This window comes from Gemmatimonadota bacterium, from assembly GCA_016714015.1.
In the GTDB taxonomy this organism is placed as follows: Bacteria; Gemmatimonadota; Gemmatimonadetes; order Gemmatimonadales; family Gemmatimonadaceae; genus Pseudogemmatithrix.
Genome location: JADJNZ010000001.1, coordinates 1242282 through 1268289, shown reverse-complemented (window position 1 = coordinate 1268289; position 26008 = coordinate 1242282). Strand labels below are relative to the sequence as shown.

22 protein-coding genes and 1 tRNA gene are annotated in these 26008 nt (G+C 70.4%); 13 read left to right on the top strand and 10 right to left on the bottom strand.

Going from position 1 to position 26008, the window contains the following annotated elements; all coding sequences use genetic code 11:
• The first annotated feature begins 211 nt into the window (after positions 1–211).
• From IPJ78_05380 to queF, 9 genes are all read left to right on the top strand, one after another.
• Positions 212–763 carry a sigma-70 family RNA polymerase sigma factor gene (locus IPJ78_05380; GenBank protein MBK7905981.1) on the top strand — a complete coding sequence of 184 codons (552 nt, stop codon included), beginning with the start codon at positions 212–214 and terminating at the stop codon, positions 761–763.
• A gap of 376 nt (positions 764–1139) precedes the next feature.
• The gene (gene holA / locus IPJ78_05375; GenBank protein ID MBK7905980.1) at positions 1140–2198 is read left to right on the top strand and encodes a DNA polymerase III subunit delta; all 1059 of its coding nucleotides are present in this window, start codon (positions 1140–1142) and stop codon (positions 2196–2198) included.
• 11 nt (positions 2199–2209) lie between these two features.
• The gene (locus IPJ78_05370; GenBank protein ID MBK7905979.1) at positions 2210–3160 is read left to right on the top strand and encodes an SPOR domain-containing protein; all 951 of its coding nucleotides are present in this window, start codon (positions 2210–2212) and stop codon (positions 3158–3160) included.
• Between the two features lie 23 nt (positions 3161–3183).
• On the top strand, positions 3184–5793 hold the full coding sequence (gene mutS / locus IPJ78_05365) for a DNA mismatch repair protein MutS (GenBank protein MBK7905978.1): 2610 nt from the start codon (positions 3184–3186) through the stop codon (positions 5791–5793).
• Between the two features lie 31 nt (positions 5794–5824).
• A complete protein-coding gene (locus IPJ78_05360; protein MBK7905977.1) occupies positions 5825–7222 on the top strand; it encodes a cystathionine beta-synthase in 1398 nt (465 codons plus the stop codon).
• A gap of 1 nt (position 7223) precedes the next feature.
• Positions 7224–8159, top strand: a complete 936-nt coding sequence (locus IPJ78_05355) for a D-alanine--D-alanine ligase (protein ID MBK7905976.1) — start codon at positions 7224–7226, stop codon at positions 8157–8159.
• Positions 8160–8172: 13 nt separating this feature from the next.
• Positions 8173–8838, top strand: a complete 666-nt coding sequence (locus tag IPJ78_05350; protein MBK7905975.1) for a hypothetical protein — start codon at positions 8173–8175, stop codon at positions 8836–8838.
• 51 nt (positions 8839–8889) lie between these two features.
• Positions 8890–9774, top strand: a complete 885-nt coding sequence (locus tag IPJ78_05345) for a rhomboid family intramembrane serine protease (protein MBK7905974.1) — start codon at positions 8890–8892, stop codon at positions 9772–9774.
• A gap of 43 nt (positions 9775–9817) precedes the next feature.
• On the top strand, positions 9818–10213 hold the full coding sequence (gene queF / locus IPJ78_05340; GenBank protein ID MBK7905973.1) for an NADPH-dependent 7-cyano-7-deazaguanine reductase QueF: 396 nt from the start codon (positions 9818–9820) through the stop codon (positions 10211–10213).
• Between the two features lie 30 nt (positions 10214–10243).
• On the opposite strand, the gene IPJ78_05335 is transcribed toward queF, so the two are convergent.
• From IPJ78_05335 to IPJ78_05325, 3 genes are read right to left on the bottom strand one after another with little or no spacing between them, the layout of a single operon-like run.
• Positions 10244–11119: an ACT domain-containing protein gene (locus IPJ78_05335; GenBank protein ID MBK7905972.1), complete on the bottom strand. Its 876-nt coding sequence runs from the start codon at positions 11117–11119 to the stop codon at positions 10244–10246.
• The gene (locus tag IPJ78_05330; GenBank protein ID MBK7905971.1) at positions 11116–12603 is read right to left on the bottom strand and encodes an insulinase family protein; all 1488 of its coding nucleotides are present in this window, start codon (positions 12601–12603) and stop codon (positions 11116–11118) included. The genes IPJ78_05335 and IPJ78_05330 overlap by 4 nt, the downstream gene beginning before the upstream one ends.
• Complete coding sequence (locus tag IPJ78_05325) at positions 12600–13955, bottom strand: insulinase family protein (GenBank protein ID MBK7905970.1); 1356 nt, start codon at positions 13953–13955, stop codon at positions 12600–12602. Before IPJ78_05325 ends, IPJ78_05330 begins: the two co-directional genes overlap by 4 nt.
• Before the next feature lie 156 nt (positions 13956–14111).
• On the opposite strand from IPJ78_05325, the gene IPJ78_05320 reads away from it, so the two are divergent.
• The 3 genes from IPJ78_05320 (at position 14112) to IPJ78_05310 (ending at position 16896) form a co-directional block, all read left to right on the top strand.
• Positions 14112–14184 (top strand) — tRNA-Phe (locus tag IPJ78_05320).
• A 124-nt stretch (positions 14185–14308) separates the two neighbouring features.
• Positions 14309–15658 (top strand): aspartate aminotransferase family protein, encoded by a 1350-nt coding sequence (locus tag IPJ78_05315; GenBank protein MBK7905969.1) that lies wholly within the window; start codon positions 14309–14311, stop codon positions 15656–15658.
• Positions 15658–16896, top strand: coding sequence for a P1 family peptidase (locus IPJ78_05310; protein ID MBK7905968.1), 1239 nt, complete (start codon positions 15658–15660; stop codon positions 16894–16896). Before IPJ78_05315 ends, IPJ78_05310 begins: the two co-directional genes overlap by 1 nt.
• Positions 16897–17048: 152 nt before the next feature.
• On the opposite strand, the gene mmsA is transcribed toward IPJ78_05310, so the two are convergent.
• The gene (mmsA, locus tag IPJ78_05305; GenBank protein ID MBK7905967.1) at positions 17049–18224 is read right to left on the bottom strand and encodes a CoA-acylating methylmalonate-semialdehyde dehydrogenase; all 1176 of its coding nucleotides are present in this window, start codon (positions 18222–18224) and stop codon (positions 17049–17051) included.
• A 304-nt stretch (positions 18225–18528) separates the two neighbouring features.
• Positions 18529–18996 (bottom strand): vitamin K epoxide reductase family protein, encoded by a 468-nt coding sequence (locus IPJ78_05300; GenBank protein ID MBK7905966.1) that lies wholly within the window; start codon positions 18994–18996, stop codon positions 18529–18531.
• Between the two features lie 42 nt (positions 18997–19038).
• On the opposite strand from IPJ78_05300, the gene IPJ78_05295 reads away from it, so the two are divergent.
• Complete coding sequence (locus tag IPJ78_05295) at positions 19039–19425, top strand: VOC family protein (protein ID MBK7905965.1); 387 nt, start codon at positions 19039–19041, stop codon at positions 19423–19425.
• A gap of 12 nt (positions 19426–19437) precedes the next feature.
• On the opposite strand, the gene IPJ78_05290 is transcribed toward IPJ78_05295, so the two are convergent.
• The 5 genes from IPJ78_05290 to IPJ78_05270 all read right to left on the bottom strand — a co-directional run bounded on the left by IPJ78_05290 (position 19438) and on the right by IPJ78_05270 (position 25895).
• Positions 19438–20724: a hypothetical protein gene (locus IPJ78_05290; GenBank protein MBK7905964.1), complete on the bottom strand. Its 1287-nt coding sequence runs from the start codon at positions 20722–20724 to the stop codon at positions 19438–19440.
• A 53-nt stretch (positions 20725–20777) separates the two neighbouring features.
• The gene (locus tag IPJ78_05285; protein MBK7905963.1) at positions 20778–21788 is read right to left on the bottom strand and encodes a D-alanine--D-alanine ligase; all 1011 of its coding nucleotides are present in this window, start codon (positions 21786–21788) and stop codon (positions 20778–20780) included.
• A 7-nt stretch (positions 21789–21795) separates the two neighbouring features.
• Positions 21796–22824 (bottom strand): putative zinc-binding metallopeptidase, encoded by a 1029-nt coding sequence (locus tag IPJ78_05280; GenBank protein ID MBK7905962.1) that lies wholly within the window; start codon positions 22822–22824, stop codon positions 21796–21798.
• 3 nt (positions 22825–22827) lie between these two features.
• Entirely contained in the window at positions 22828–24198 is a 1371-nt protein-coding gene (locus tag IPJ78_05275) for a TldD/PmbA family protein (protein ID MBK7905961.1), read from the bottom strand.
• A 71-nt stretch (positions 24199–24269) separates the two neighbouring features.
• A complete protein-coding gene (locus IPJ78_05270) occupies positions 24270–25895 on the bottom strand; it encodes a TldD/PmbA family protein (protein ID MBK7905960.1) in 1626 nt (541 codons plus the stop codon).
• Positions 25896–26008: the final 113 nt, after the last annotated feature.

The window sequence follows — 26008 nt, the reverse complement described above, 5'->3', positions numbered from 1 at the left end:
CAGATTATGTGCTGATGAAGTCGTTGATTATCAACGACTTACAGAGCCTCATGGGGTGGCATGTCCCCTGCTTCAGTAGTCATCGGGGAATGGCCACCGTACTCCACAGCCGTTGGAGGAGCACATGGGGACCGCCGCAGTGAAGTCGAACGCAAAGCGCATCCAATTCCGGACGCTCAACGATCTCAAGACGCTTGATGATGGCGTTTTGGTGTCCGAATACTTGATCGGTCAGACGCGCGCATTCGACGCGCTCGTCGATCGCTACCAGGGTCGGCTGCTCAACTTCATCTACCGGACCGTCGGTGACCGCGAGCGCGCCGAGGACCTCGTGCAGGAGGTCTTCATCCGCGTGCATCGTCACCTGGCGCGCTTCGACCGGTCAAAGAAGTTCTCGACCTGGATCTACACGATCGCGTCGAACCTCGCGAAGAACGAGCTGCGCAACCGCTCGCGGAATCCGATCGTGCTCTTCCAGACGATGACCTCGGGCTGGGAGGACGAGGAGCGCCCGCTGGAGTTCGAGGACACGCAGTCGCGTCCGGACGACCTCTTCCGCAAGCGCCATGTGCGCACGCTGGTGGAGCAGACGGTCGCGCAGCTGCCGCAGCACCATCGCGAGGTGTTCGTGCTGCGCGAACTCGAGGGGCGCTCCTACGAGGAGATCGCCGAGATCACGCACTGCAACCTCGGGACCGTGAAGTCGCGCCTGAACCGCGCCCGCAGCTCGTTCGCCGAGATCATCGAGCCGGCCCTGCGGTAAGGGTCGCCGGCAGGGGGGTGGGACCTCCGACGGCACGCAGGCCGGAACGTGGAACGTCCCCCCGGGGTATCGGGGGGGCGTTTCGCATTCCCGGCCCCACCCCAGCACGGTCCCCCACCGATGCGCTGCTCCGAGTTCCGCTCCCAGCATCTCGCCTGGCTCGACGGCGCGGCGTGCCCTGCGCGCACCACCGCGATGCGCGCGCACGCCGATACCTGTGCCGGGTGTGGCGAGTACGATCGCCTCGTCCGCGCCGGGTTGTTGCTCGCGCGGCACCGGCGACCGATGCGTGCCTCGCCCGGCTTCCGCGCCACACTGGATGCGCGATTGGCCGCGGAGCCTCGGCCGCGTGCCTCGGCCGCTATATTCCGGCCGTATGGCACCCGTGACGATGAAGGCGTTCAAGTCGGCGCTCGAGAGCGGCCGCCTGGACCCGGTCTACCTGTTCCACGGCACGGATGACTTCCTGAAGGAGGAGAAGGTCCGGGCGTTGATCGCCGCGGCGACCGATCCCTCCACGCGGGACTTCAACCTCGAACAGCTGCGCGGCGCGGAGTGCGATGTGGCGCGCCTGTCGGGTGCCCTCGAGGCACTGCCGATGCTCGCCGACCGGCGCGTGGTGATCCTGCGCGACCCGGAGGCGCTGAAGAAGCCGGCGCTCGAGCGGCTGACGCGCCACGTGGAGAAGCCGGCGAGCGACACCTGCCTGGTGCTGGTGGTGCCCGGCGGTGCGAAGCCGCCGGCGGACCTCCTCAAGTCGTCGAGCGCGCTCGAGTTCCGCGCCCTCACCGACGAAGAGCTGCAGCAGTGGCTCGCGCTCGAGGCGCCGAAGGCCTGCGGGACGACGATCCTGCCCGAGGCGGCGACCCTGCTCGCGAGCTACACCGGGAACGACCTCGCGCTGCTGAGCGGCGAACTGCAGAAGCTGGCCGCATACACGGATGGCAAGCCCATCGGTCCCGACGCGGTGCAAGCCGTCACGGGCGTGCGGCCGGGGCACACGCTCGCCGACCTGCTCGATCTCGCCGCGATGCGCGAGACGACGCGCGCGATCGCGATCGTGGACGAGGTGTTCATGACGCCCAAGCTGAACGGGGTGCAGGTCGTGCTCGCGCTCACGGCGCAGACCCTCGCGATCGGTTGGGGCGTGGCGGCGCGCGCGCGCGGCCTCGCGGCAGGGCGACTCGAGAGCGAGTTCTTCACGTTGCTGAAGGAAGGCGGCGGCATCTACACCGGCCGCGCTTGGGGCGATGCGGTGAAATGCTGGGCTCGTGCCGTTCCCAAGTGGAATGCGGCGGACATCGAGCACGCGTTGCCGCACTTGCTGGCGGCGGATACCGCGCTCAAGGACACGAAGGTCTCGAGCGAGGCGCAGATCGTGACCTCGCTCCTGCTCGCGATCACGCCGCCGGCCGCACGCCGGCGGGCTGCCTGAGGAAGCGACCGATGCTCTCGACCGTCGCGCGCGCGCTGCTCGCGCTGCTCATCGTCGCCCGCGTGGCGCAGGGACAGGCGGCCGCGCCGACGCGCGCCGACTCGTTGCAGGCGGCGTATCGCCGGGCGCAGCGACTCGTGACCGACGGCCAGGGGGCCGACGGGCGTGCGCTGATGGACTCGCTCGTGAACGCGGCCGAGCCGGGGTCGAGCGCCGAAGCCGATGCGCTGTTCTGGCGCGCGACGCTCGCCGAGTCGTGGGAATCGGCGCAACGCGACTATCTGCGCGTGATGCTCGAGCACGACCGGTCACCGCGCGCGGGGGACGCGATGCTGCGGCTCGCGCAGGGCGAGTCGGCGCGCGGCGACCGGGAGGCGGCGATCCGCTACCTGGAGCGACTGACGCGCGAGGCACCGGACTCACCCGCGCGGGGCGAGGCGGGCCTCTGGCAGGGACGCCTGTTGATGGAGCGCGGGGACCGCGACGCCGGTTGCACCGTGCTGCGCGGCGGTCGGCCGCTGGTGCGCGCCGGCGCGCTCGAGCTCGAGAACCAGTACGAGTACCTGCTGCGCGGCTGTCCGGATCCGACCGCGGCGCCGGCCCCGACCTCCGTCGCGCCCACGCCCGCGCCCACCACCGCGCCTGCGCCGGCGAATCCGCCACCGGCGAACGCGCCAGCCCGCGACAGCGCACCGATCGCCGCGAAGCCGCCGCTGCCGCGCCCGAGCGCGGCGCCGATGTGGTCCGTGCAGACGGCGGCGCTCCGCACACGCGCGGAGGCGGACGCCCTCGTGCGGAAGCTGCGCGAGCGGGGCTACGATGCGCGCGTGGACGGCACCGCCGCGCCGTTCCGCGTGAGATTCGGGATGTTCCCGACCCGTGCGGCGGCGGCCGCGGCCCTCGAGCGCTACAAGACGCGCGAGAAGAGCGACGGGTTCCTGGTCGAGGCGCCGCGCGGGTGAGCAGCGGCAGCGCGACGCCGTTGATGGCGCAGTACCGGGAGATCAAGGCGCGGCATCCCAACGCGATCCTGTTCTTCCGGATGGGCGACTTCTACGAGATGTTCTACGAGGACGCCGAGGTGGCGTCGCGCGCGCTGGACCTCACGTTGACCTCGCGGAACAACGGCGGCGCGACGGAAGTGCCGCTCGCCGGCGTGCCGGTGAAGGCGGCCTCGGAGTACCTGCGTCGCCTGGTGCAGCAGGGACACCGGGTGGCGATCTGCGAGCAGATCGAGGATCCGCGGTTCGCGAAGGGGATCGTGAAGCGTGCCGTGATCGAGACGGTGACGCCGGGCGCGGCGTTCAGCGACGACCTCCTGGATGTCGGGCGCAACAACTATCTCTGCGCGCTCCACGCGTTGGGTGGCGAGGTGGGGATCGCGGCGGCGGATCTCTCGACGGGCGAACTGCGCCTGGTCCGCTGTCTCGCGGGCGATGCCGACGCGTCGCTCGCGCGGCTCGCCCCGCGCGAGGTGATCGTCGCAGGAGCGACGGATGGCCGCACGACGGGCGCCGCGGCGCTCGCGGAGACGTTGGCGGCATCGAGCGGTGCCCTGCTCACGGTGCGCGAGGCGTGGGAGTTCGAGCCGGCCCTCGCCGAGGACGCGCTCGCCACGCAGTACGCGGTCCAATCGCTCGAGGGGTTCGGGATCGGCGCGGCCGATGCCGTCGCGGTGGGTGCCGCCGGCGCGTTGCTGCGCTACCTGCGCGAATTGCAGCCGGGCGGACTGCCCCACCTCGCGCGGCCGATCGTGGAGCGACCGGGCGGCACGATGCCGCTCGACGAGATGACGCGCCGCAACCTCGAACTCACCGAATCGCTGCGCGCCACCGGCGACACGAGCGGCACGTTGCTCGGCGTCCTCGACCGGACGCAGACGCCGATGGGGGCGCGGGCGCTGCGGCAGTGGATCCTCGCCCCGTTGACCGAGGTGGGGGCGATCACGGCACGACTCGACGCGGTGACCTCGTTGTTCACCGACGCGTTGGCACGGGCCGCGCTGCGCGAGGCGCTCGACGGCGTGCGGGACGTCGAGCGTCTCGCGGGACGCACGGCGGCCGGCCGCGCGACGCCGCGCGATGTCCGGGCGCTCGGCGACTCACTCGCGCGGCTCCCCGAGGTCATCGCCGCACTGCGGCGCACCGGCGTGGGCGGCACACTCGCGGCACTCGCCGCCTCGTGGGATGACGCGCCGGAACTGGCCGCGGAGATCGCGCGCACGCTCGTGGCGCGTCCCCCGCTCGCGTTCGGCGACGGCGAGACGATCGCGCCCGGAGTGGATGCGACCCTCGACGACCTGCGCGCCGTCGCGACGGGAGGGAAGGATGCGATCGCCGCGCTGCAGGCGGAGGAGCGCGCGCGCACGGGCATCACGTCGCTCAAGGTCGGGTACAATCGCGTCTTCGGGTATTACATCGAGATCACGAACGCGAACAAGGACCTCGTGCCGGCGGACTACCAGCGTCGCCAGACGCTGACGGGCGCGGAGCGCTACATCACCCCGGCGCTGAAGGAGTTCGAGGAGAAGGTCCTGCACGCGACGGAGCGGATGGAGACGCTCGAGCGCGAGCTCTTCGAGGCGCTGCGCGCGCGATTGGGGGCGCAGGTGACGCGGCTCCAGGCGATCGCGCGCCGGTGCGCCGAGCTCGACGTGCTGGCCGCACTGGCCGAGGTGGCGGCGCGCGAAGGGTACGTGCGGCCGGTGGTCGATGACGGGCCGGCGCTGGAGATCGTGCGCGGGCGGCATCCGGTGGTGGAGCGGATGATGCCGCGCGACCAGTTCATCCCGAACGACGTCACGCTCACGCCCGACGCGCGCATGATCATCCTCACGGGCCCGAACATGGCCGGCAAGAGCACGATCCTGCGGCAGATCGGCCTGCTCGTCCTGATGGCGCAGATGGGGAGCTACGTGCCGGCCGCGTCGGCGCGGGTGGGCGTGGCCGACCGCGTCTTCACGCGCGTGGGGGCGAGCGACAACCTCGTGCGCGGACAGTCGACGTTCATGGTGGAGATGAGCGAGACGAGCGCGATCCTGCACACGGCGACGGCGCAGAGCCTCGTCCTGTTGGACGAGATCGGCCGCGGCACGGCCACCTGGGACGGGCTCTCCATCGCGTGGGCGGTGAGCGAGCACCTGCACGAGCGCGTGGGGTGCAAGACGATCTTCGCGACGCACTACCACGAGCTCACGCAGCTCGCGGACGAATTCGTATCAGTTCGGAACTATAATGTCGCGGTGCAGGAGGCCGGGGAGCGGATCCTCTTCCTGCATCGGCTCAAGCCGGGGGGCGCGGACCGGTCCTACGGGATCGAGGTCGGCCGCCTGGCGGGGCTCCCGGCCCCGGTGATCGCGCGCGCGCGCGCGTTGCTGCGCGTGCTCGAGGGGGAGCAGCTCGTCCCCGCGCTCGGCGGGGTGGGCGGGACGGCCCGCCGCGCGACGCCGAGTGCGCCGACCGACCAGCTCGGCCTCTTCGCCGTCACCGACCCGCTCGTCGAGCGTCTCAAGGGCGTGGACCCCAACGCGCTCACCCCGCTGCAAGCCCTCTCGCTCCTCGCGGATCTCGCCGCCGAGGCGCGCGGCCGCTCCTGAGTTCCCTCCTCCCATCTTCCCCCTCACGGCCATGACCGACCACACGCGCCACCGCCAGCCCTACGCGAACGTCCTCGAGACGATCGCGTGGACGCCCCTCATCCGTCTCTCGCGGGTGACGCAGGGGATCCGGACGCCGGTCTACGGCAAGGCGGAGTTCTTCAATCCCGGCGGGAGCGTGAAGGACCGCATCGGGTTGCCGATGATCGAGGAGTTCGAGCGCACAGGCCAGCTCAAGCCGGGCGGGACGGTGGTGGAGGCGACGAGCGGCAACACCGGTGTGGGCCTCGCGCTCGCGGCGGCGCTCAAGGGCTACAAGTGCATCTTCACGATGCCGGACAAGATGAGCCAGGAGAAGGTGCGGCTCCTCAAGGCGTTCGGCGCCGAGGTGATCATCACGCCGACGGCGGTGCCGGCCGAGCACCCGGACAGCTACACGTCGATGGCGAAGCGGATCGCGAGCGAGACGCCGAACGCGGTGCTCGCGAACCAGTTCTACAACATGACCAACCCGAAGGCGCACTACGAGACCACCGGCCCGGAGCTCTGGGAGCAGACCGGCGGCCGGATCACGCACTTCGTGGCGGGCGCCGGGACGGGCGGCACCATCAGCGGCACGGGGAAGTACCTCAAGGAGAAGAACCCGAAGGTGCAGATCGTGGGCGCGGACCCGGTGGGATCGATCCTCGCCGAGGTGTGGCGCTCGAACGGGGCGAACAAGCCGCAGGGCGCGCCCTACAAGGTGGAGGGCGTGGGGCAGGACAAGGTGCCCGGCACGATGGACATGAGCGTGATCGACGAGTACCAGAGCGTGAGCGACCGCGATGCCTTCGCGATGGCGCGCCGGCTCACGCGCGAGGAGGGGCTCTTCGTCGGCGGCTCGGCGGGGATGATCGCGCACGCGGCGCTGAGCGTGGCGCGGCGGATCAATGATCCCGAGGCCTGCGTGGTCACGGTGCTGTGCGACACCGGCGAGCGGTATCTCTCGAAGGTGTTCAACGACGAATGGATGCGCGAGAACCAGATGCTCGACGCCGAGAAGATGACGCTCGGGCAGCTGCTCGCGGCGAAGGGCGGTGAGATCCCCGCGCTGGTGAGCACGATCCCCGGCGCGTCGGTGCGCCAGGCGCTCGGGTTGATGAGCCTGCACAACGTGTCGCAGCTGCCGGTGATGGATGGGGCGGCGTGCGTGGGCTCGGTGAGCGAGAGCGTGCTGAGCGTGCGCGGGCTGGAGGACACGAAGGTGCTCGAGCGCTCGGTGGCGGACGTGATGGACCATCCGTTCCCGGTGGTGGACGTGGCGATGCCGGTGGACGCGGCCGTGAAGATGCTCGGTCGCAACAACCCGGCGGTGCTCGTGCGCGAGCATGGGACGGTGCAGGGGATCCTGACGCGGTCGGATCTCCTCCAGTTCCTGATGGCGCGCTGAGATGTCGGCGTTGCGGATCCTGCTGCTGAAGGGCGGCGACTCGTCCGAGCGCGAGGTGTCACTGTCGAGTGGCGGCCGCGTGGCGGCCGCGTTGCGCGCGCGGGGGCACGAGGTGACGGAGGCCGACCCGTCGGGTGATGCCTTCGCGGTGCTGCCGGCGGCCCGGGCGGCGGACGTGGTCTGGATGGCCCTGCATGGCGGCGCGGGCGAGGACGGGACGATCCAGGCGATGTTCGACCTCGCGGGGGTCACGTACACCGGCAGTGGACACCTGGCGAGCGCGCTCGCGATGGACAAGGACCTGTCGAAGATCGTCTTCCGCGCGGCGGGGGTGCCGACGGCGGACTGGTGGATGGTGCGCGCGGGGGATCCGCGGGACTGGGAGACACCGGCGTATGCCGAGCGCGCGGTGACAGCGCTCGGACTCCCGATCGTGGTGAAGCCGTCGAAGCAGGGGTCGACGGTGGGGCTCAGCATCGTGAAAGCGACCCAGCAGCTCGGGGCGGCGATCGCGCAGGCGTTCGCGCACGATGACGAGGTGATGCTGGAGACCTATGTTCCGGGGCGGGAACTGACGGTGGGGATCCTCGGCGACTGGGTGATGCCGGTTGGCGAAATCATCCCCAAGCACGAGATTTACGACTACGAGTGCAAGTACACGGCCGGGATGGCGGAGGAACTCTTCCCCGCGCCGCTCCCGGACCCGGTGCGCGACGAGACGAAGCGCCTCGCCCGCGTGGCGTACGAGGCGCTCAAGCTGGGCGGATGCGCGCGGATCGACTTCCGCCTGCATCCGGATGGTGGGCTCTACTGCCTGGAAGCGAACACGCTCCCGGGCATGACCGGAACGAGCCTGGTGCCGCAGGCGGCGCAGGCCGATGGCGTGGGTTTCCCCGAGTTGTGCGAGCGCATCGCGCGCGCGGCACTCGACGACTGAACGGAGAGAACGGATGAACGACGTGGCAACGGTGGTGGCCGCAGCGCTCGCGGGCGTGCCGGCGGGCGTGCAGTCCCTCGGGCCGTGGGCCGGACGGCGCCAGCTGTTCGTGCGCTTCGCCGGCGAAGCGGAGACGGCGACGATGTACATCGCCTCGGCGCTCACCCGCGAACTGGACCGCCAGCAGTCGCGGTCGGTGTTCCACTCGATCGTGATCGGCGGACGCGATCCCTTGGGGAGCGTGCCCTTCCTGCTCTCCGCCTTCACGGCCTCCAAGCCGAAGCTGCCGGTGATGCTCGATACCGACGGGCAGCGGCCGGAGGCGCTGGACGAACTGCTCCCGTTCCTCGCGATGGTGCAGGTGACGGTGGAGTTCGGCGGCGGGGAGGCCTCGTTCGACCGCGCGATCCAGACGATCGGCGTGGCGGCGGCCGCCAAGTGCGCGCATGCCCTGGTGCTGGTCGCCAAGGAGGACACGCCGGACTCGCAGCTGCTGCGGCTCGTGCAGGAGGTGCACGCCGTGAGCGCGGAGACCCAGGTGGTGATCCATCCGTACCAGTCGCCGGACGCGTACAACGTCCTCGACCGGCGGTGGGCGAGCGTGCTGGAACAGGCGGTCGCCGCGCACGCCGACACCCGGCTGGGCCTCCGCCTGCCGCCGCCGACGGGGCTGCGATAGGCGATGGCCGGGGCGTCGCTGCCGACCATGCCGGACCCGGGGCGCTCGCGGATGCCGCGACTGCCCCGCGTGGTCGCATGGACGGTGGCGTTGCTCCTCACGGTGGAGTTCCTGCAGTGGACGGTCGTGCTGCCGGCCGACGTGCAGGCGGTGCTCGGCTTCCGTCGCGCCGACCTGGAGTCGGGGCGGTGGTGGACGACACTGACGTTCCCGCTGGTGCACCGAGACCTGTCGTTGCTGTTGCTCAATGCGTATGCGATCGCGTTGTTCGGCTCGCGGCTGGAGGCGTGGTGGGGTGCGCGGCGTTTCGCGGTGTTCCTCGCGCTCGCAGGGCTCGGCGGCTGGATGCTCCAACTCCTCTCGGGGAGCGACGCATTGCTGCTGGGCGCGTCGGGCGCGGCCTTCGCTTCGCTGGCGGGATACGCGCTCCGCTGGGGTTCGGACAAGCATGGCACCGCGGGCGGATTCGAGGTGTCGGGACGCTGGCTCACGGCGATCGTCGGCGCGATGATCCTGCTCGTGGGCCTGCGGTCGGGCGATGGTGGTGGCCTCGCGTTCCTCGCGCACCTGGGCGGCGTGGCGACGGCCTGGGTGTTCGTGCGCGCGACCCCGGTGCTCTCGGTGGAGCGCTTCCGCGAGGGCGTCTCCGCGCTGCCCGACGAACCGCCCGAGGACCAACCGCCACGCGCGGTGCCGAAGTCGATGCCGCGCTCCCGGTCCCGCGAGCGCGAGTCGATCGACGACGTCGTCTCCCGCACGAATGCGGCGGCCGCGCGTCGTGCCGCCCCGCGCCGCCGCGCCAAGGTGGAGCCTCCGTCGCCCGCGCCGACGATCGACGCGATCCTCGACAAGATCTCCGCGCAGGGGATCGACCGGCTCACCGACGAGGAACGCCGCGTCCTCGATGATCATTCCCGGCGCCTCCGCGATCGCTGAGCGCCCGGCGCCGCCATCGCGGCCCTCACCTTCCCATCCGCTCATGCCGCAGCCCGAACTGCTCGAGACGTTCCCCAATCCGTATCCCGACCGGGACTACGAGATCTTCATGACGACGCCGGAGTTCACGTCGCTCTGCCCGCTCGGCGGCATCGAGACCGACGCGGCGGAGCTCGCGCTGCTCAAGGGCGGCGCGCCGGATTTCGCGACGATCAACATCACATACGTGCCGGGCGCCGAGTGCATCGAGCTCAAGAGCCTGAAGCTCTATCTCTGGAGCTTCCGCAATGACGGGATCTTCTACGAGCGCGTGGTGAACCGGATCCTCGACGACCTGGCCACCAAGGTGCGGCCGAAGTCGCTCAAGGTGGTCGGTGACTTCAACGTGCGCGGCGGGCTCAAGTCGGTGATCAGCGCGGAGTATCGCCGCCCGGCGTGACGCGAGGGCCCGGCCGATACGCGCCGGGCGCTACGTGCGCTTCCAGCCCACGCTGCCACGACGGCCGGGGTTCCAGCGCGGATAGGTGCCGAGGAAGCGCGCGTCGCGACTGTTGGCGATGATGTCGCGCACGACCGCGTCGGCGGCGGGATCGCCGGCCTCGTGGTCGAACTCGATGTAGAACCGGTACGTCCACGGTTCACCGGTGGGGCGCGACTCGAGACGCCGGATGTTGGCGCCGTGCTCGGCGAGCGGCGTGAGGGCGCGCAGAAGTGCGCCCGGGGTGTCGGCGGTCCGCAAGCTCATCATCGTGCGCGCGGGTGTGCCGCGCTCGATGGGCACCGCCTCTCGCGCGATGGCGATGAAGCGCGTCTGGTTGTCGGGGCGATCCTCGATGTCGGCGCGCACGACCTCGAGGCCGTAGTGGGCGGCGGCGCGGCGGCTCGCGACCGCCGCGACCGTGGGATCGGCGATGCGCGACACGTCCATCGCCGCGCCCGCGGTGTCGTAGACCGCGTGCACCTGGATCTGCGGCTGCTCCGCGAAGAAGAGCCCGCATTGCGCGAGCGCGACCGGGTGGCTGAGCACCGAGGTGATGCCGTCGAACGGCGTGCCCGGCGCGGCGAGGATGCAGTGATGCACCGCGACCACCGTCTCGGCGACCGCATGGAAGCCCGCGAGGTCGCTCAACGCATCGTGGCTGCCGGCGATCGAGCCGACGATGGTGTTCTCGATCGGCAGCACGCCGCGGTCGGCGATGCCCGCCGCGACGGCCGCGGTGACATCCGCGAAATCGCGATACGGCAGGCGTTCCGCCTCCTCGCCCCAGAGCTGCTGGATGGCCTCGTCGCTGAACGAGCCCAGCTCACCCTGGAGCGCGACGCGGAAGGCGCGCGGTGCGGTCATTCGCGGGCGATGGCGCCGACCTCGCGCACCGTGACGGGGCCGAGGCGCAGCGCCTCGATGCCCGCGCGGACCTTGGCGAGATCACCGACGACGACGATGTAGCCCTGCTGGGCCGGGAGGAACTGCCGTGCGACGCGCTGCACGTCGGCGGCGGTGACCTGCTCGATCCGCGTGACGTACTCCTGCAGCCAGCTCACGGGCAGGTTCCAGTTGGCGAGGTACGCGAGTTCGCTGGCGATCTGCGACGTGCTCTCGAGGTCGCCGGGGATGGCGAGCGCGAGGTAGGCCTTGGCGCGCGCGAGCTCATCCGCGCTCACCGGCACATCGCGGATGGCCGTGAGCTCCTTGAAGATCTCGACGAGGGCGCTGTCGGTGACGTTGGTGCGGACGGCCGAACTCACGGTGAACGGTCCGGCGAGCGGGCGATACGCGAATCCCGAGCTGATCCCGTACGTGTAGCCCTTCGTCTCGCGCAGGTTGGAGTTGAGGCGCGAGGAGAACGACCCGCCGAGGATCGTGTTCATGACCTCGATGGCCGCGAGGTCGGCGCTGGTGCGCTCGACGCCGGTGGTCCCGACGGTGATGATGGACTGGGCGGCACCGGGCTTGTCGACGAGGATGAGCTGGAGGCCCTGCGGCTTGGCGGCCGCCGCGAGCACCGGGGCGGGCCGGCGCTCGGGGCCGCTGGTGCGCCACGCGGCGAAGCGCTTGCCGAGCGCCGCTTCGGCCTCGTCGGCGCTGATGTCCCCGACCACGTAGAAGGTGGCGCGATTGGGGCGGATGCTGCCCTCGTAGAACGCTCGGACCGTGGCGGAGTCGAGACGCGCAGTGGACATGGAGTCGCCCCCGAGTGCGGCGCGATACGGATGACCGTCCGGGTGGAGCGCCTGGTTGAAGGCGAGGCCGGCGAGCGTGCCCGGCTGGTCCTTGGCCTGCATGAGCGAGGCGAGACGGAGGTCGCGCTGGCGGCGCACCTCGGCGGCGGAGAAGGCGGGCCGGAGGACCACATCGGCCATGAGGTCGAGCGCGGCATCGAGGTTCCGCTTGGCGACCTTGAGCGAGATGGTGGTCACGTCCCAGTTGGCGCTCGTGGAGAGCGAGGCCCCGAGGAACGCGAGTTCGGACTGGAGCGCATTCGCGTCACGCCGACCGGCGCCCTCGTCGAGGAGATTCGCGGCGAAGCTCGCGAGGCCTGGCATGTCGCGGTCGAGTCGGGCACCGCCGGCGACCGTGAGCGTGACCTGCACGAGCGGCAGCTCGCGGTGTTCCACGACCTTCAGTGCGGGGCCGTTGGGGAGCCGGCGTTCGGTGACGGTCGGGACCGTGAGCACGGGCGTGGCGCCGAGGGCGGGCGGACGGGTGCGGTCGAAGGCCGCTTGCTGCGCCGACGCCGCGTGCGGCAGGAGCGTGAGGACCGCGGTGACGGTGGCGAACGACGCACGGGAACGCATGAGGCGGGCGGAGGCGAGGGAGCGGTGGATCACTGGACGATCCTCCGCGTGGCGGCGAGTCCGGTCTTGCCCTGCGGCACGACGCTCAAGGTGACGCGCTCGCCGAGGAGATACTTCCGGACGACGCGCTGCACGTCGGCAGCGGTGACGCGACGGTAGCGTTCGAGGTCCTGCTGGAACCAGTCCGGGGTGCCGTGGGCGTAGAAGTAGGCGTTGAGCTGGTCGGCCTTGGCGGACGAGAACTCGAGACGCTGGAGGAACTGGGCCTCGATGGCGTTGCGGGCCTGCTCGAGCTCGCGGGCGTTCGGCCCGCGGGTGGCGAGCAGCCGGAGCTCGCTGTCGATCACCCGCTGGAGCGTGTCGAGTCCGACGCCGGGACGCGCGGTGGCCACGACCTGCACGTCGCCGTCGAGCCGCTTGGATGAGTTGAAGGCGTTGACGTTCGTGGCGAGCTCCCGGTCGTACACGAGGGCCTGCGTGAGCCGGGAATTGCGGGCTCCGCTGAGCACATAGGCCGCGATGTCGAGGGCGGCGTCGTCCGCGGAGAACTCCTTCACGCCGTGCCACGCCAGATAGACGCGCGGGAGCTGGACCCGGTCCTCGAGGACGATGACGGTGTCGCGCACGGCGAACGGCGCCGGTGCGGGCCGCGTGATGGCCGGGCCGCGCGGGATCTCGCTGAACATCGCGCGCACGAGCTGCCGCACCGAATCGGCCTTCACGGCACCGGCGACGACGATCGTCGCGTTGTTGGGCGCGTAGTAGGTGCGGAAGAAGTCCTTCACATCCTCGAGCGACGCGGCGGACAGGTCGGTCATGGAGCCGATGGTGCTCCATGAGTAGGGATGGCCCGCCGGATAGAGCGCGGGCATGAGGTTCTCGAACGCGAGCCCATACGGCTGGTTCTCGTAGCTCTGCCGCCGCTCGTTCTTCACGACGTCACGCTGGAGGTCGACCTTGGGACCATCCATGGTCTCCAGGAGCCAGCCGAGGCGGTCGGCCTCGAGCCAGAGCATGAGCGGGAGCGCGCTCGTGGGGCCGGACTCGTAGTAGTTGGTGCGGTCGCCGTTGGTGGAGCCGTTGTTGTTGGCCCCGGCGGCCTCGAGGAGGCGATCGAACTGCGGATACGGCGCGTTCTTCGATCCCATGAACATCAGGTGCTCGAAGAGGTGCGCGAAGCCGGTGCGCCCGACCTTCTCGTCCCCGGACCCGACGTGGAACCAGACGTTGGTCGTCACGACGGGGACACTGGGGTCCTCGTGGACGATGAGCGTGAGGCCGTTGGGGAGCGTGTCGACGGTGGCGGGGACGCGCAGGGGGGCGCCCTGCGCGGTGCCCACGATAGGGGCGGCAAGGAGGCAGGCGGCGAGCAGTGTTCGCAGCATGTGGGTTGGGCTGAGGTCTGGTCGAAGATAGCTCGTGTGGAATCGCTCAGGGGGGCGGCACGGCGAGGAGCCCGGCCGGCGAGTGTGGAAGGAGGCAAGTCGTCCGGCACCAAGGGGTTGGCGGATGGCAGTGCCACCCTTAGGTTTCCAGACTCTGGCCAGGTAGCTCAGATGGTAGAGCAGCGGACTGAAAATCCGCGTGTCGGCGGTTCGATTCCGCCCCTGGCCACTCGCGATGCACATCGTCGAACCGAGCGCCCGGTCCCAGGACCGGGCGCTTCGTCGTTGCGGCCCGCGCGGCCGGGAACGCCGTTCGGCTTCCGGTGGGTCCGAGGCCGGGCCATCTTCCCCGCATGACGACCCTCCCCGCCTCCGCGCCCATCGCGGCCCATGACCCGGCGCTCGACGCGCTGTGGATGCCGTTCACCGCCAACAAGGCGTTCAAGGCGCGCCCCCGCATGCTCGTGGGCGCCAAGGACATGCACTACACGTCCGATGACGGCCGCCGGATCCTCGACGGCACCGCCGGACTCTGGTGCGTGAACGCGGGGCACTGTCGCGCGCCCATCGTCGAGGCGATCGCGAAGGCGGCGGCGACCCTCGACTTCGCCCCGGCCTTCCAGATGGGGCATCCCGCGAGCTTCCAGCTCGCCAATGCGCTCAAGGGGATCCTGCCCGCGGGCATCGACCATGTGTTCTTCTCGAACTCGGGGTCGGAAGCGGTGGACAGCGCGCTCAAGATCGCGCTCGCCTACCACATCGCGCGCGGGGAGCCGGGGCGGACGCGGTTCATCGGGCGCGAACGCGGCTACCACGGCGTGGGATTCGGCGGGATCTCGGTCGGCGGGATCGCACCCAACAAGGCGGCCTTCAGCGCGCAGCTCCTGCCCGGCGTCGATCACATCCCGCACACGCATGACCTCGCGAAGAACGCCTACTCGCGCGGCATGCCGGCGCACGGGGCGAACCTCGCCGAGGCGCTGGAGGGCGTGATCGCGAAGCACGGCGCCGGGTCGATCGCGGCGGTGATCGTGGAACCGGTGGCGGGCTCGACGGGTGTGCTGATCCCGCCGGTGGGGTACCTGCAGAAGCTGCGCGCGATCTGCGATGCGCACGGGATCCTGCTGATCTTCGATGAGGTGATCACGGGGTTCGGACGGCTCGGCGCGCCCTTCGCCGCGCAGTTCTTCGGCGTGACGCCGGACATGCTGACGGTCGCGAAGGGACTCACCAACGCGGCGGTGCCGATGGGCGCGACGGCGGTGTCGGGGACGATCTACGACACCGTGGTGAACGCGACGCCCAAGGGGATCGAGTTCTTCCACGGGTACACGTACAGCGGGCACCCGCTCGCGGCGGCAGCGGGGCTGGCGACGTTGGACCTGTATGCGAAGGAAGGGCTGCTCACGCGCGCGGCCGCGGTCGCCGGGGTGTGGGAGGAGGCGTTGCACACGCTGCGCGGGGTGGGGCCGGTGATCGACGTGCGGAATCTCGGGCTGGTGGGCGGGATCGAGCTCGAGCCGCGTGCCGGGGCGCCGGCGATGCGGGCGTTCGACGTGTTCGTGAATGCGTTCTTCGAGCAGGATCTGCTGATCCGGACCACCGGGGACATCATCGCGCTGTCGCCGCCGCTGATCATCTCGGAGTCGCAGATCGGGGAGTTGGTGGAACGGGTGCGGAAGGCGATCCTGGCGGTCGCGTGATGCGCGGGCTGTGGAGGGCCGCCATCGCGCTGGTGCTCGTGGCGACCGCCGTGCAGGCTCAGGCGGCGAAGCCGCGGGCGCGTGATCTCGGGATCACGCCGCTCATCGGGGGGAATGCGGGGGTGCTCGACGCGATCACCGACGTCGCGGGGGTCGAGGTCGGGCACTCGACGATCATCCGCGGGGCGGCGGGACCGCTCGTCGTCGGTGTCGGGCCGGTGCGCACCGGGGTCACCATCGTGCATCCGCGCGGGCGGGCGTCCAACGATCCCGTCTTCGGGGCTTGGTTCACGCTCAACGGCAACGGCGAGATGACCGGCACCACCTGGCTCCAGGAGGGTGGTATCCTCGAAGGACCGATCGGCATCACCAACACCAGCAGCGTCGGCGTGGTGCGCGACGGGATCCTGCAGTGGCAGGTGGGCACGCCGGGCCTGCAGCCGTGGGGCCTCCCCGTCGCGGCCGAGACCTATGACGGCTCGCTCAACGACATCAACGGCTTCCACGTGAAGCCCGAGCATGTGCGCGAGGCGATCACCACCGCGCGCGGCGGGGCGGTGCTCGAGGGCGCGGTCGGCGGCGGGACCGGCATGATCTGCCTCGGCTTCAAGGGCGGCATCGGCACCGCGTCGCGGAAGCTGCCGCCCGAGCAGGGCGGCTACACTGTCGGCGTGCTCGTCCAGTGCAACTTCGGCAACCAGCGGAACCTCATGATCGCCGGTGTGCCGGTGGGCCAGGAGATCACCGACCTGGCGTCATGCACCGCCGGCGATCTCCCGCGCACGGCGGACGACGAAGCGCGTGGGCGCCGCCGCTGTCCGCCGGGTTCGGCGGGATCCCCGCGCGACGACTCCGTGGAACCGACCGAGCTCGGCTCGATCATCGCCGTGGTCGCGACCGACGCGCCGCTCCTCCCGCACCAGCTCAAGCGCATCGCCACGCGCGTCTCGCTCGGCATCGGCCGCGTGGGCGGATTCGCGTCGAACGGGTCGGGCGACATCTTCATCGCCTTCTCGACGGCCAATCCCAACACGGCGATGGCCACCGACAGCACGCGGCTCACCATGCTCTCCAACGCCAGCATCTCCCCGCTCTTCACCGCGACGGTGCAGGCCACCGAGGAAGCGATCATCAACGCGCTGCTCGCGGCAGAGACGATGGAAGGCGTGAATCACACCCGGGTGTATGGGCTGCCGGGAGCGAGAGTGGTCGAGGTGCTGCGCCGCTATCGGCGGTGAGAAGGAGCGGGGAGCGAGGGGAAAGAGCGAGGGCTGAGAGGAACGCAGAGGGGCGAGCGTGAGAGATGAGTGTGCATTCCCTCTCGCCGCTCTCGCTCGCTCCTCTCACTCTCCCTTGTTCCTCGCTCCTTCCCCTCGCTCCTCGCTCCTTCTCACCGCAGCACCGGCATGGAGAACTCGACTCGTCCATCTCCCGCCGGCCACCGCGTCGTCACCGTCTTCACCCGCGTATAGAACCGCACGCCTTCCATGCCATACTGGTTGTGATCGGCGAACGCCGAGTCCTTCCAGCCGCCGAACGAATGGAAGGCCAGCGGCACGGGGATCGCGACGTTGATCCCCACCATCCCGCAGCGCACGCGATGGGCGAAGTCCTGCGCCGCGCCACCCGAGCGCGTGAAGATCGCGACGCCGTTGCCGAAGCGGTGCGCATCGCAGAGGGCGAGCGCCTCGTCGGCGCTCGCGACGCGCACGACGCAGAGCACCGGACCGAAGATCTCCTCCTGGTAGACGCGCATCGCGGGCGTCACGCGGTCGAGGAGCGTGCCGCCAAGGAAGAAGCCCGGTCCTGACGCGCGCGGATGCGTGCGGCCATCCACCACCACCGTGGCCCCTTCCGATTCACCGATCCCGATGTACTCGGCGACGCGCGCGCGATGCGTGCCGGTGACGAGCGGTCCCATGTCCGGGCGGCCGACCGTCGGCGGGCCGACCTCGAGGGCCGCGACGCGCGGAGCGAGCGCGGCGACCAGTGCGTCGGCGCTCGCCTCACCCACGACGACGGCGACGGAGACGGCCATGCACCGCTCGCCCGCGGACCCGTAGGCCGCGCCCATGAGCGCGTTCGCGACCTGTGCGAGGTCGGCGTCGGGGAGGACCACGCAGTGGTTCTTGGCGCCGCCCATCGCCTGCACGCGCTTGCCGTGCGCAGCGGAGGTCGTGTGCACATGCTGCGCGACCGGCGTTGAACCGACGAAGCTCACCGCCTGCACGACCGGATCGACGAGGAGCGCATCGACCGCCTCCTTGTCGCCGTTGAGGACATTGAACGTCCCGGGCGGACCACCGGCCTCGACCCACAGCTCTGCGAGGCGGAGCGGTGTGCCCGGATCGCGTTCGCTCGGCTTCAGCACCACGGCGTTCCCCGTCGCGAGGGCGGGACCGAGCATCCAGAGCGGCACCATCGCCGGGAAGTTGAACGGCGTGATCCCGGCGACGACGCCGAGGGGCTGGCGCATGGAGTGCATGTCGATGCCGCGCGAGACGCCGTCGGAGAACTCGCCCTTCATGAGATGCGGGATGCCGCAGGCGAACTCGACCACGTCGATGCCGCGTCGGACCTCGCTGCGGGCGTCGTCGACCCCCCCCCCCCCCGCCCGCGCGGGGCGCGGGGCGCGGGCGCGGCCGGCCGGGGGCGCGGGGGGCGGGCGGGGCGGGGGCGGGCGCGCCGCGCCCCCCCCCCCCCCGGCCCCCGGCCCCCCCGCCCGCCGCCGCCGCCCCCCGGCGCGGGGCGGGCGCGGCGGCGGGCCGGGCGCGCGCCCGCCCCCCGCCCCCCACGGGCGGGCGGGGCGGTGCGCGCGGTGTGGGCCGCGAGCCGCGCGCCGCCCGCGAAATGCGTGAGGGTGCGGCCGCTCATCGCCGCGCGGTGCGCCGCAACTCGAGCGCGACGATCACGCTGAGCACGGTGATGGAGACGGCGGAGATCGCGCACCAGGGGCAGAAGGTCCGCAGCACGAGGAACTCGAAGTACTTGAGTCGCAGCGTGAAGAGGAAGGCCGGGTACACCAGCGCCGCGAGCACGAGCGCCGGCCCGCGGGCATCCTCGCGCGAGGCGAACGACCCGACGAGCGCCGTGACGAGGATGAGGGTGTACCCGATCGCGCCGATCAGCGCGACGTCGACGCCGAGGAACCAGCTGTACGCCGAGAACTGGACGATGTGACACCCGCCGCTCGCGCCGCACGAGAGTTCACCGGCGAGGCCGAGCTTCCAGAGGTGCAGGTAGGTCGCGACGAAGGCGTTGACCAGCGCGATGAGCGCGATGATCTGCCGGTAGGAGAGGCCGAGGAGGCCGTGGCGTGGGGCGGTGGCGTCTGGCATCGCGTGATAACTTAACGCCTCCCTCAGCCGGAAGGTCGACCCGTGTCCCATGCCCTCAAGAAGCTCTCCCCGGTGCTGCTGGTCGACGCGATCGAACCCTGCCTCCCCTTCTGGGAACGACTCGGCTGGGTGAACGTCGCCGAGGTCCCGCACGGTGACGTGCTGGGATTCGTGATCCTCGTGAAGGACGGGCTCGAGGTCATGTACCAGACGCGCGCGAGCGTCGCCGCCGACATCGCGGCACTCACCGACCTGCCGACGGGCGGCACCTTCCTCTTCCTCGAGGTGGACGACCTCGATGCGGTCATCCGGGAGATCGCCGGGGCGCCCCGCGTCTTCGAGCGGCGGACGACCTTCTACGGCATGGACGAGATCGGCGTGCGCGAACCGGGCGGCAACTCCATCACCTTCGCGATGAAGGTCGGTTGAGCGACGGCGTTCCTACTGCCCCAGGTCGTCGAGCCGCGGATTGACGATCGTGTTGTAGATCGACCCGAACGTGAAGTTGATCCCGATCGACCCGCTCAGCCGGTACGCCGTCGCGAGCGCGCGCTGCCGCGTGAGGACCTCGTCATCGGTCGCGTCGCCGCGGGGGAGATAGAGCTGGTCGTTCACCTTGGCCGCGTCGCCGCGCAGCTCCAGCGACAGGCCGCGGGTCAACCGGAAGTTCGTCCGCCCCGTGAAGCTCATGCTGTAGGTCCGGTCGTCGTGCAGGAAACGCGTGTAGCGCGCCTGCGCATCGACGGTGCCCCACACCTGGCGCGACTCGCCCGCGATCACCGCCCGCGCGACGGGCCGATGCTCGGTGGTGAGGCCGTAGATCGTCGTCTCGTAGTAGTCGTTGAACCGGCTGCCGAGCGCGACGAGCGCGATGAGCTGGCGGCTCGTCGCCTGCGCCCAAGGATACCAGTTGTACTCGGCCGACACGTCCGCCGAGGCGCTCGCCTGCGTGTTGGAGAACTCCGAGAAGGCGGTGCCCGCCCGCGCGCCGATGGACCAATGGTCGTCCACGCTCTTCACGATGCGCGCGCTCGCGTCGGCGCTGCGGAGGAAGAAGCGCCGCTCGCTGCCGTCCGAGAGCGTGAACCGGTTGGCACGGTACTGCTGGTTGGCGTTGAACGAGACCTTCCAGTCCTCCGTGACGCGCGAGGCACTGATGCCGGAGCTGAACTCGTAGCTGCTCGACCGGCTCTCGGCGCCGCCGGCGCCATTGCCGCGGAGGCGCATGACCCAGAAGTCCCACGGGTCCTGCATCGCGCGCATCGCCGGGGCCGCCGGGGCGTTCGCCGGTGCGACGTACGCGACCGAGAAGCGCTCGGCGCCGGGCAGGCGCATCGCGAAGGGCACGAGGCCGATCTTCGACACGCGGGCGACCTCACGACGGCGCAGCTCGTCGGTGACGTTGGGCGGCACGAAGCCGACGAGCGTATCGATCCGCGTGGCGAACTGCTTGAGGCCGATGAAGGTGTAGGTGTACTGCCCGCCGCCCGAGGCCGTGCCCATGCGCGTGATGAGCAGGTGCACGTCCGCGTCGAGCCGGTCCTGCGTCCAGAGCGCGAACGGCAGCTCGGTGATCATGTAGTTGCGATCGCAGCCGCCGGACGGGCAGTCGAGGAAGACGCGCAGGCGCGTATCCGGCTGGCGCGTCTCGACCGCGGCGCTGTCCTGCGCGGGGAGGCGCGTGGCGGCGGTCGCGGCCATCAGGACGCACAGAAGGCGGCGGAGCATGGAAGGCATAGACCGGAATTACGCGCGGCGGGGGCATCCCGTTGCCCCCAAGCCTACTCCTGCCGCAACCCCATCCGCACGATCCGCTCGAGCAGCTTCGGGTACGGGATCCCGTCGTGCGCCGCCGCCTGCGCGAACTCCTCCTCGCGCGCGATGTCGGGGTTGGGATTCGCCTCGAGGAACCAGGTCCGCCCTTCCTCGTCGAGCCGGAAGTCGATCCGGGCGTACCCGGTGAGCTCGAGGATCCGATAGATGCGCTTGCTGTCGTGCAGCAGCCGCGCCTCGGCGTCGGGATGGATCTGCTGCGCGGCCCGGATCGCGATCCCCTTCTTCGCCTGGTACTCCGGGTCGTGCTTCATCTTCGCCGTGGCGATGAGCGGCGCGTCGGGGTCCTGCTTCTCCACCACCAGCTCCCATGGCGTGAAGGCCGCGAGCCGGTCGTTGCCGAGGACGCTCACGTAGATCTCGCGCCCGCCGATGAACTGCTCGGCGATGGCATCGGTCCCGATGCGCTCATGGATGAACCGCACCCGCTCGGCGAGCTTCTCGTCGCTGTCCACGACCGAGGCCTGCGAGATGCCGAGCGACGAGTGCTCGATGAGGGACTTGACGATGAGCGGGAAGGCGAGGTGGCGCGGCCGCTTCACCTTGCGCCCCATGGGGAAGACGGCGAAGTCGGGGACGCGGATGCGGTGGTACGCGAGGAGCTTCTTGGAGAGGGCCTTGCCGCGCGAGAGCATGAGGCCGCGCGGGTTGCAGCCGGTGTACTTCACCTTCATGAGCTCGAGGTAGCTCACGACGTTCTGGTCGTACATCGTCTCGCCGTGGAACTCCTCGAGCAGGTTGAAGACGATGTCCGGCTTGAGCGCGTCCACCGCCTCGCGGATGGGGCGCAGCTCCCACTGCACGCCGAGGACGTGGACGTCGTGCCCCGTCTCGCGCAGCGTGGAGATGACGTCGAACTCGGTCTTGATGTCGAACGCCTCGCGCGCCGAGAGCACGCCCTCGACCTCGGGGGGCACGAGGTCGGGGTGCGTGAGGACGAGGATCGTGAGCCGCTTCATGCCGCCCTCATACGGCGATCCAGTCGCGACGGCCCTGTCCGACGAGGAAGCCCATCGTGCGCGCGGTGAGCAGCACGAGGAAGTCGGTCAGGAGCTGGCGCTCGTTGCCGGGGACGCGGAGCCGCAGCTCCTTGCAGCGGCCGATCATGTCCTCGAGCACCTGGTCGAGCGAGAACTGGTACTCGCCCGTCCAGCGCGAGACGATGCGGCGGATGTCGGCGCGGTGCTGGCGGAGGAAGGCCGCGGCGGTGGGGCGGATGCGGTGCCGCGGGTCGTCGGAGAAGAGCCGCTGCAGGTCGTCGTCGTAGGTCTTCGGGTATTCCACCGAGTAGATCGCCTTGCGGTACGTGTAGTGCTCGAACAGGGTGCGCTTGAGCGAGCGGAGCGGGTCGACCACCTCGCGGTTGCGGTGCGAGGGGACGACGCCTTCCAGTTCCTGCATCAGGGCATCAACGTACTCGAGCTTCTGCAACGCGGGCCACCCCGCGTACCGCCGGCGCCAGTCGCTGCGCGGCCGGAGCCAGACGGCGAAGGTCTCGGCGAAGTCCTCGTCGGGATGGCTCTGCGCGTACCAGCGGCGCAGGTGCTGCACGTAGCGCTTGCTCGCCGGGTTGGGACGGTACGCCTCGGGGTAGCGCACGCTCGACTTGCCGAAGAGCCGCTGCCACTCGCGCCGTCGATGCAACTGGTAGCCGTGCTGGATGGCGTGGCCGCACTCGTGGCGCATGATCTTCATGCACTCGTGGTGCTGCCCGCCCTCGATCTCGATGAGCTGCGAGCGCTCGAGCTTCATCAGGCGCGGATGCAGCAGGTAGAAGGGCACCGCGAACCCCGACACCCCGCCCGGCGAGAACCACTCGTCGCTCACCCAGACATGCGGCTTGAGCCGCAGCCCGCGGTCCTCCAGTTCGCCATGCAGCTCGTCGATGCAGTCCTGCACCCAGGTCCCCTCCAGCTTGAGCCCGAGGTCCTTGAAGCGCAGCAACAGCAGGCGCTCGTCGGTCCAGCGGGCCCAGGGGTACCGGGAGTTCGGCATCGATCAGACGGCGTCGGAGAGCGAGGTGAAGCTGAAGTCGCGCGCCTTGAGCGCCGGCACCACGCTCCCGCCCTCGGCGACACGCACCGACGGGCCCACCGCTTCGAGGTTGTTCAGCAGGAAGAGCGGCGAGTCGTTGAAGCGGAAGTTCTTGATGCTCCGCGCGACCTTGCCGTTCTCGACGAGGAAGGTGCCGTCGCGCGTGAGGCCGGTGTACACGAGCGTGCGGCCGTCCACCACGCGCAGGTACCAGAGGCGCGTGACGAGCACTGCGCGCTCGGTGCCCTGGATCATCGCGTCGAGCGTGGAATCGCCGCCGAGCATCTTGAGCCCGCCGCCGCCCCCACCGCCGAAGCCGCCGCCCCCGCCGCTGTTGGGCTGCACGCCCTTCCGCGCGGCCCAGAAGCGCGAGTAGGCGAGCTGCTTGAGCACGCCGTTCTCCACCCACACCTGCCGGCCCGTCGGCATCCCCTCGCCGTCGAAGGGCGAGCCGAGGATCTGCGGGTCGGCCGGATCGGTGACGAGCGTGACCCGCGTGTCCATGATCCGTTCGCCGAGCTTGGTGCCGTTGCCATTGGGCCCGCGCACGCTGAACGGCGACCGTCCCTCCTCCGCCGAGCGCGCGTTCATCGCGCCGCGCACCGAGCCGATGAGGTCGCTCACCGCCTGCGGCTCGAAGATCACCGTGTAGCGGCCCGGTTCGATCGCCTGCGGGTTGCGCGACGCGCGCGCCTTGTCGATGGCGCGGGTGGCGATGCCGGCGAAGTCGATCCTGGAGAAGTCGTTCTCGTCACCGCCCACCCAGCCGGAGCCGGTGCCGTCGTTGGTGCGGACGGTGAGCGTGTAGTTGGCGCCGGTGCTCCGGTGATAGGCGAACAACCCCGCGCTCGTGCCGATCGCCGTGGCGTTCGCCGAGCAATCGATGAAGCCGGCGACCGTGAGGTCCTTCGCCTTCCGGGCCGGCTCGAGCGCGGTGAGCGCGGCCTTCGCCCGGTCCTCGGCGCTCAGGTTCGCGGTCGAGTCGAACCAGGCGGGGATGCTCGCGTACGTCTGCGCACCGAGCTCCGGCATGAGTTCCGGGTCGTCGGGCGAGAGCTTGGCGAGCGCCTCCGACTGCGCGACCGCGCGCGCGAGCCCGTCGGGCGAGGTGTCGTTGGTGGTGACGCTCGCGCGCTTCTTGCCGAAGACCGAGCTGATGGTGATCGACGCGTCGTCGGAGATGCCCGAGGTGGACATCTGGTTGTCGGCGAACCGCAGGTTGGTCTGGTAGCTCGCGCCGATGTTGATGCGGCAGGCATCGGCCTTGGAGAGCGTGAGCGCGCGCTGGACGATGTCCTCGCACTCGGCGCGCGAGAGGACGAGCGCCTCGTCGATCACGCCATGGCGCGAGGCGACGTCGTGGGCGATCAGGCGCTTGGGCGCGTCGGGGTGGTGTCGGAGGGTGCTCACAGCTGACGCCCCGTGTTGATCACGTTGATGTTCTTGAAGCGCACCGGCGGACAGCCATGGCTCACCGCGTTCGATTGCCCGGGCTGGCCCTTGCCGTCATTGAAGGTGCCGCCGAGCTCGTAGCTCGACTTGCCGCCGAGCAGGTCGACCGAGTTCCAGAAGTCGGGGGTCCGCATGACGTAGGCGACGTCGCGGAGCTGGCCGACGATCTTCCCGCCCTTCACCTCGTAACAGACCTGCGCGCCGAACTGCGCGTTGTAGCGCTGCTGGTCGATCGAGTACGACGAACGGCCGATCATCACGATCCCCTTGTCCGTCGCGGCGACCATGTCGTCGAGCGAGCGGTCGACCTGCTGGTCGGGGACGATCGAGACGTTCGGCATCCGCTGGAAGGCGACGTCGCTCCAGCTCTGCGCGTAGGCGCAGCCGTGCGAGCGGACCGGCATGCCGTTCTTCTCGTACCAGGGGCGCAGCCACTCGGCCTGCTCGCGCGTGGTCTGGTAGTCCCAGAAGATCCCGTTGCGGATGATGTCGAACTCGTCGGGCTTCACGCCGTCGTCGTCGTACCCGATGGTGGCGAGGCCGTCCTTCTCCGACCGGTTGCCGCGGATGGTGAGCATGTCGGGGCCGAGGCGCAGCTTGCCGAGCACGTTGTCGGGCGGGGCGATGAACGACGTGCCCGCGTAGTTGGCCTCGTACCCCATCGCGCGGTCGAGCTCGGTGGGGTGCGCGATCGACTCGTGGATGGTGAGGAAGAGCTGCGAGGGGTGCAGGATGAGGTCCCAGCGCCCCACGTCCACCGGGCGCGCCGTGAGCTTCTCGCGCGCCTGCTCGGCCCACACCGTCGCGTTCTTCACGATGTCGTTCTCGAGCACGTACTCCCAGCCACGGCCCATGGGCTGCACCACCTCGGGACCGCGCGTGGCGGTCTCGGTGCGGTCGTCGCTGACCGCGGTGCAGCTCATCGTCACCCAGGAGCGGACGACGTCCTGCGTGATCATCGACCCTTCGCTGTTGGCGTAGGAGCGCTCCTCCTTCACGAACGAGAGGTTCGAGTTCACGAAGCGGATGTTCTTGACCTTCATCGCCTCGGCGTTCGCCGCGAAGAGCAGCGCGACCTTCTCCTCGACCGGGATGGACCAGGGATCGATCGTGTAGCCCGATTTCCAGGTCGCGTTGGGATGCACCTCGGTGGGCGCGAGGCGCACGAGGCGCTCGCGCGCGACGCGATTGGCCTTGGCGAGCGAGACCGCGCGCTGCGCGGCGCGCGCGACGCCCTCCTTGGTGAGCGACCGGGTGGCCGAGAAGCCCCAGGTGCCGTCCACGATCACGCGGACGCCGCAGCCGATGGTGTCGGTGTCGGAGACGTTGGTGACCTGCTGCTCGCGCGTGCCGATGTTCTGGCGGCGCTGGCGCTGGATGCGGGCATCGGCCCAGGAGGCGCCGGCGAGCTTGGCGGCGGTGAGGGCCTCGAGGAGGAGGACCTTCACCTGCGGATCGGGCTCGGTGTTCGCGGTGAGGATGGGCGAACGCGTGCCGGCGGCATCGGCGCGTCGCGCGGCGAGCGTGAGGGCGCTCGCGGCGAGGCCGGTGGTGGCGAGGAAGTCGCGGCGGGTGGTCATCGGGGCGATGCGAGAGGGAACGGCGCGGAGCGGGGAGAATGTGGCCCTCGGGCGAGGGCTTGGCAAACGCGTGATGCGTGTGGGTGGTACGCGTGGCGTGGGAGGGGTGCTGG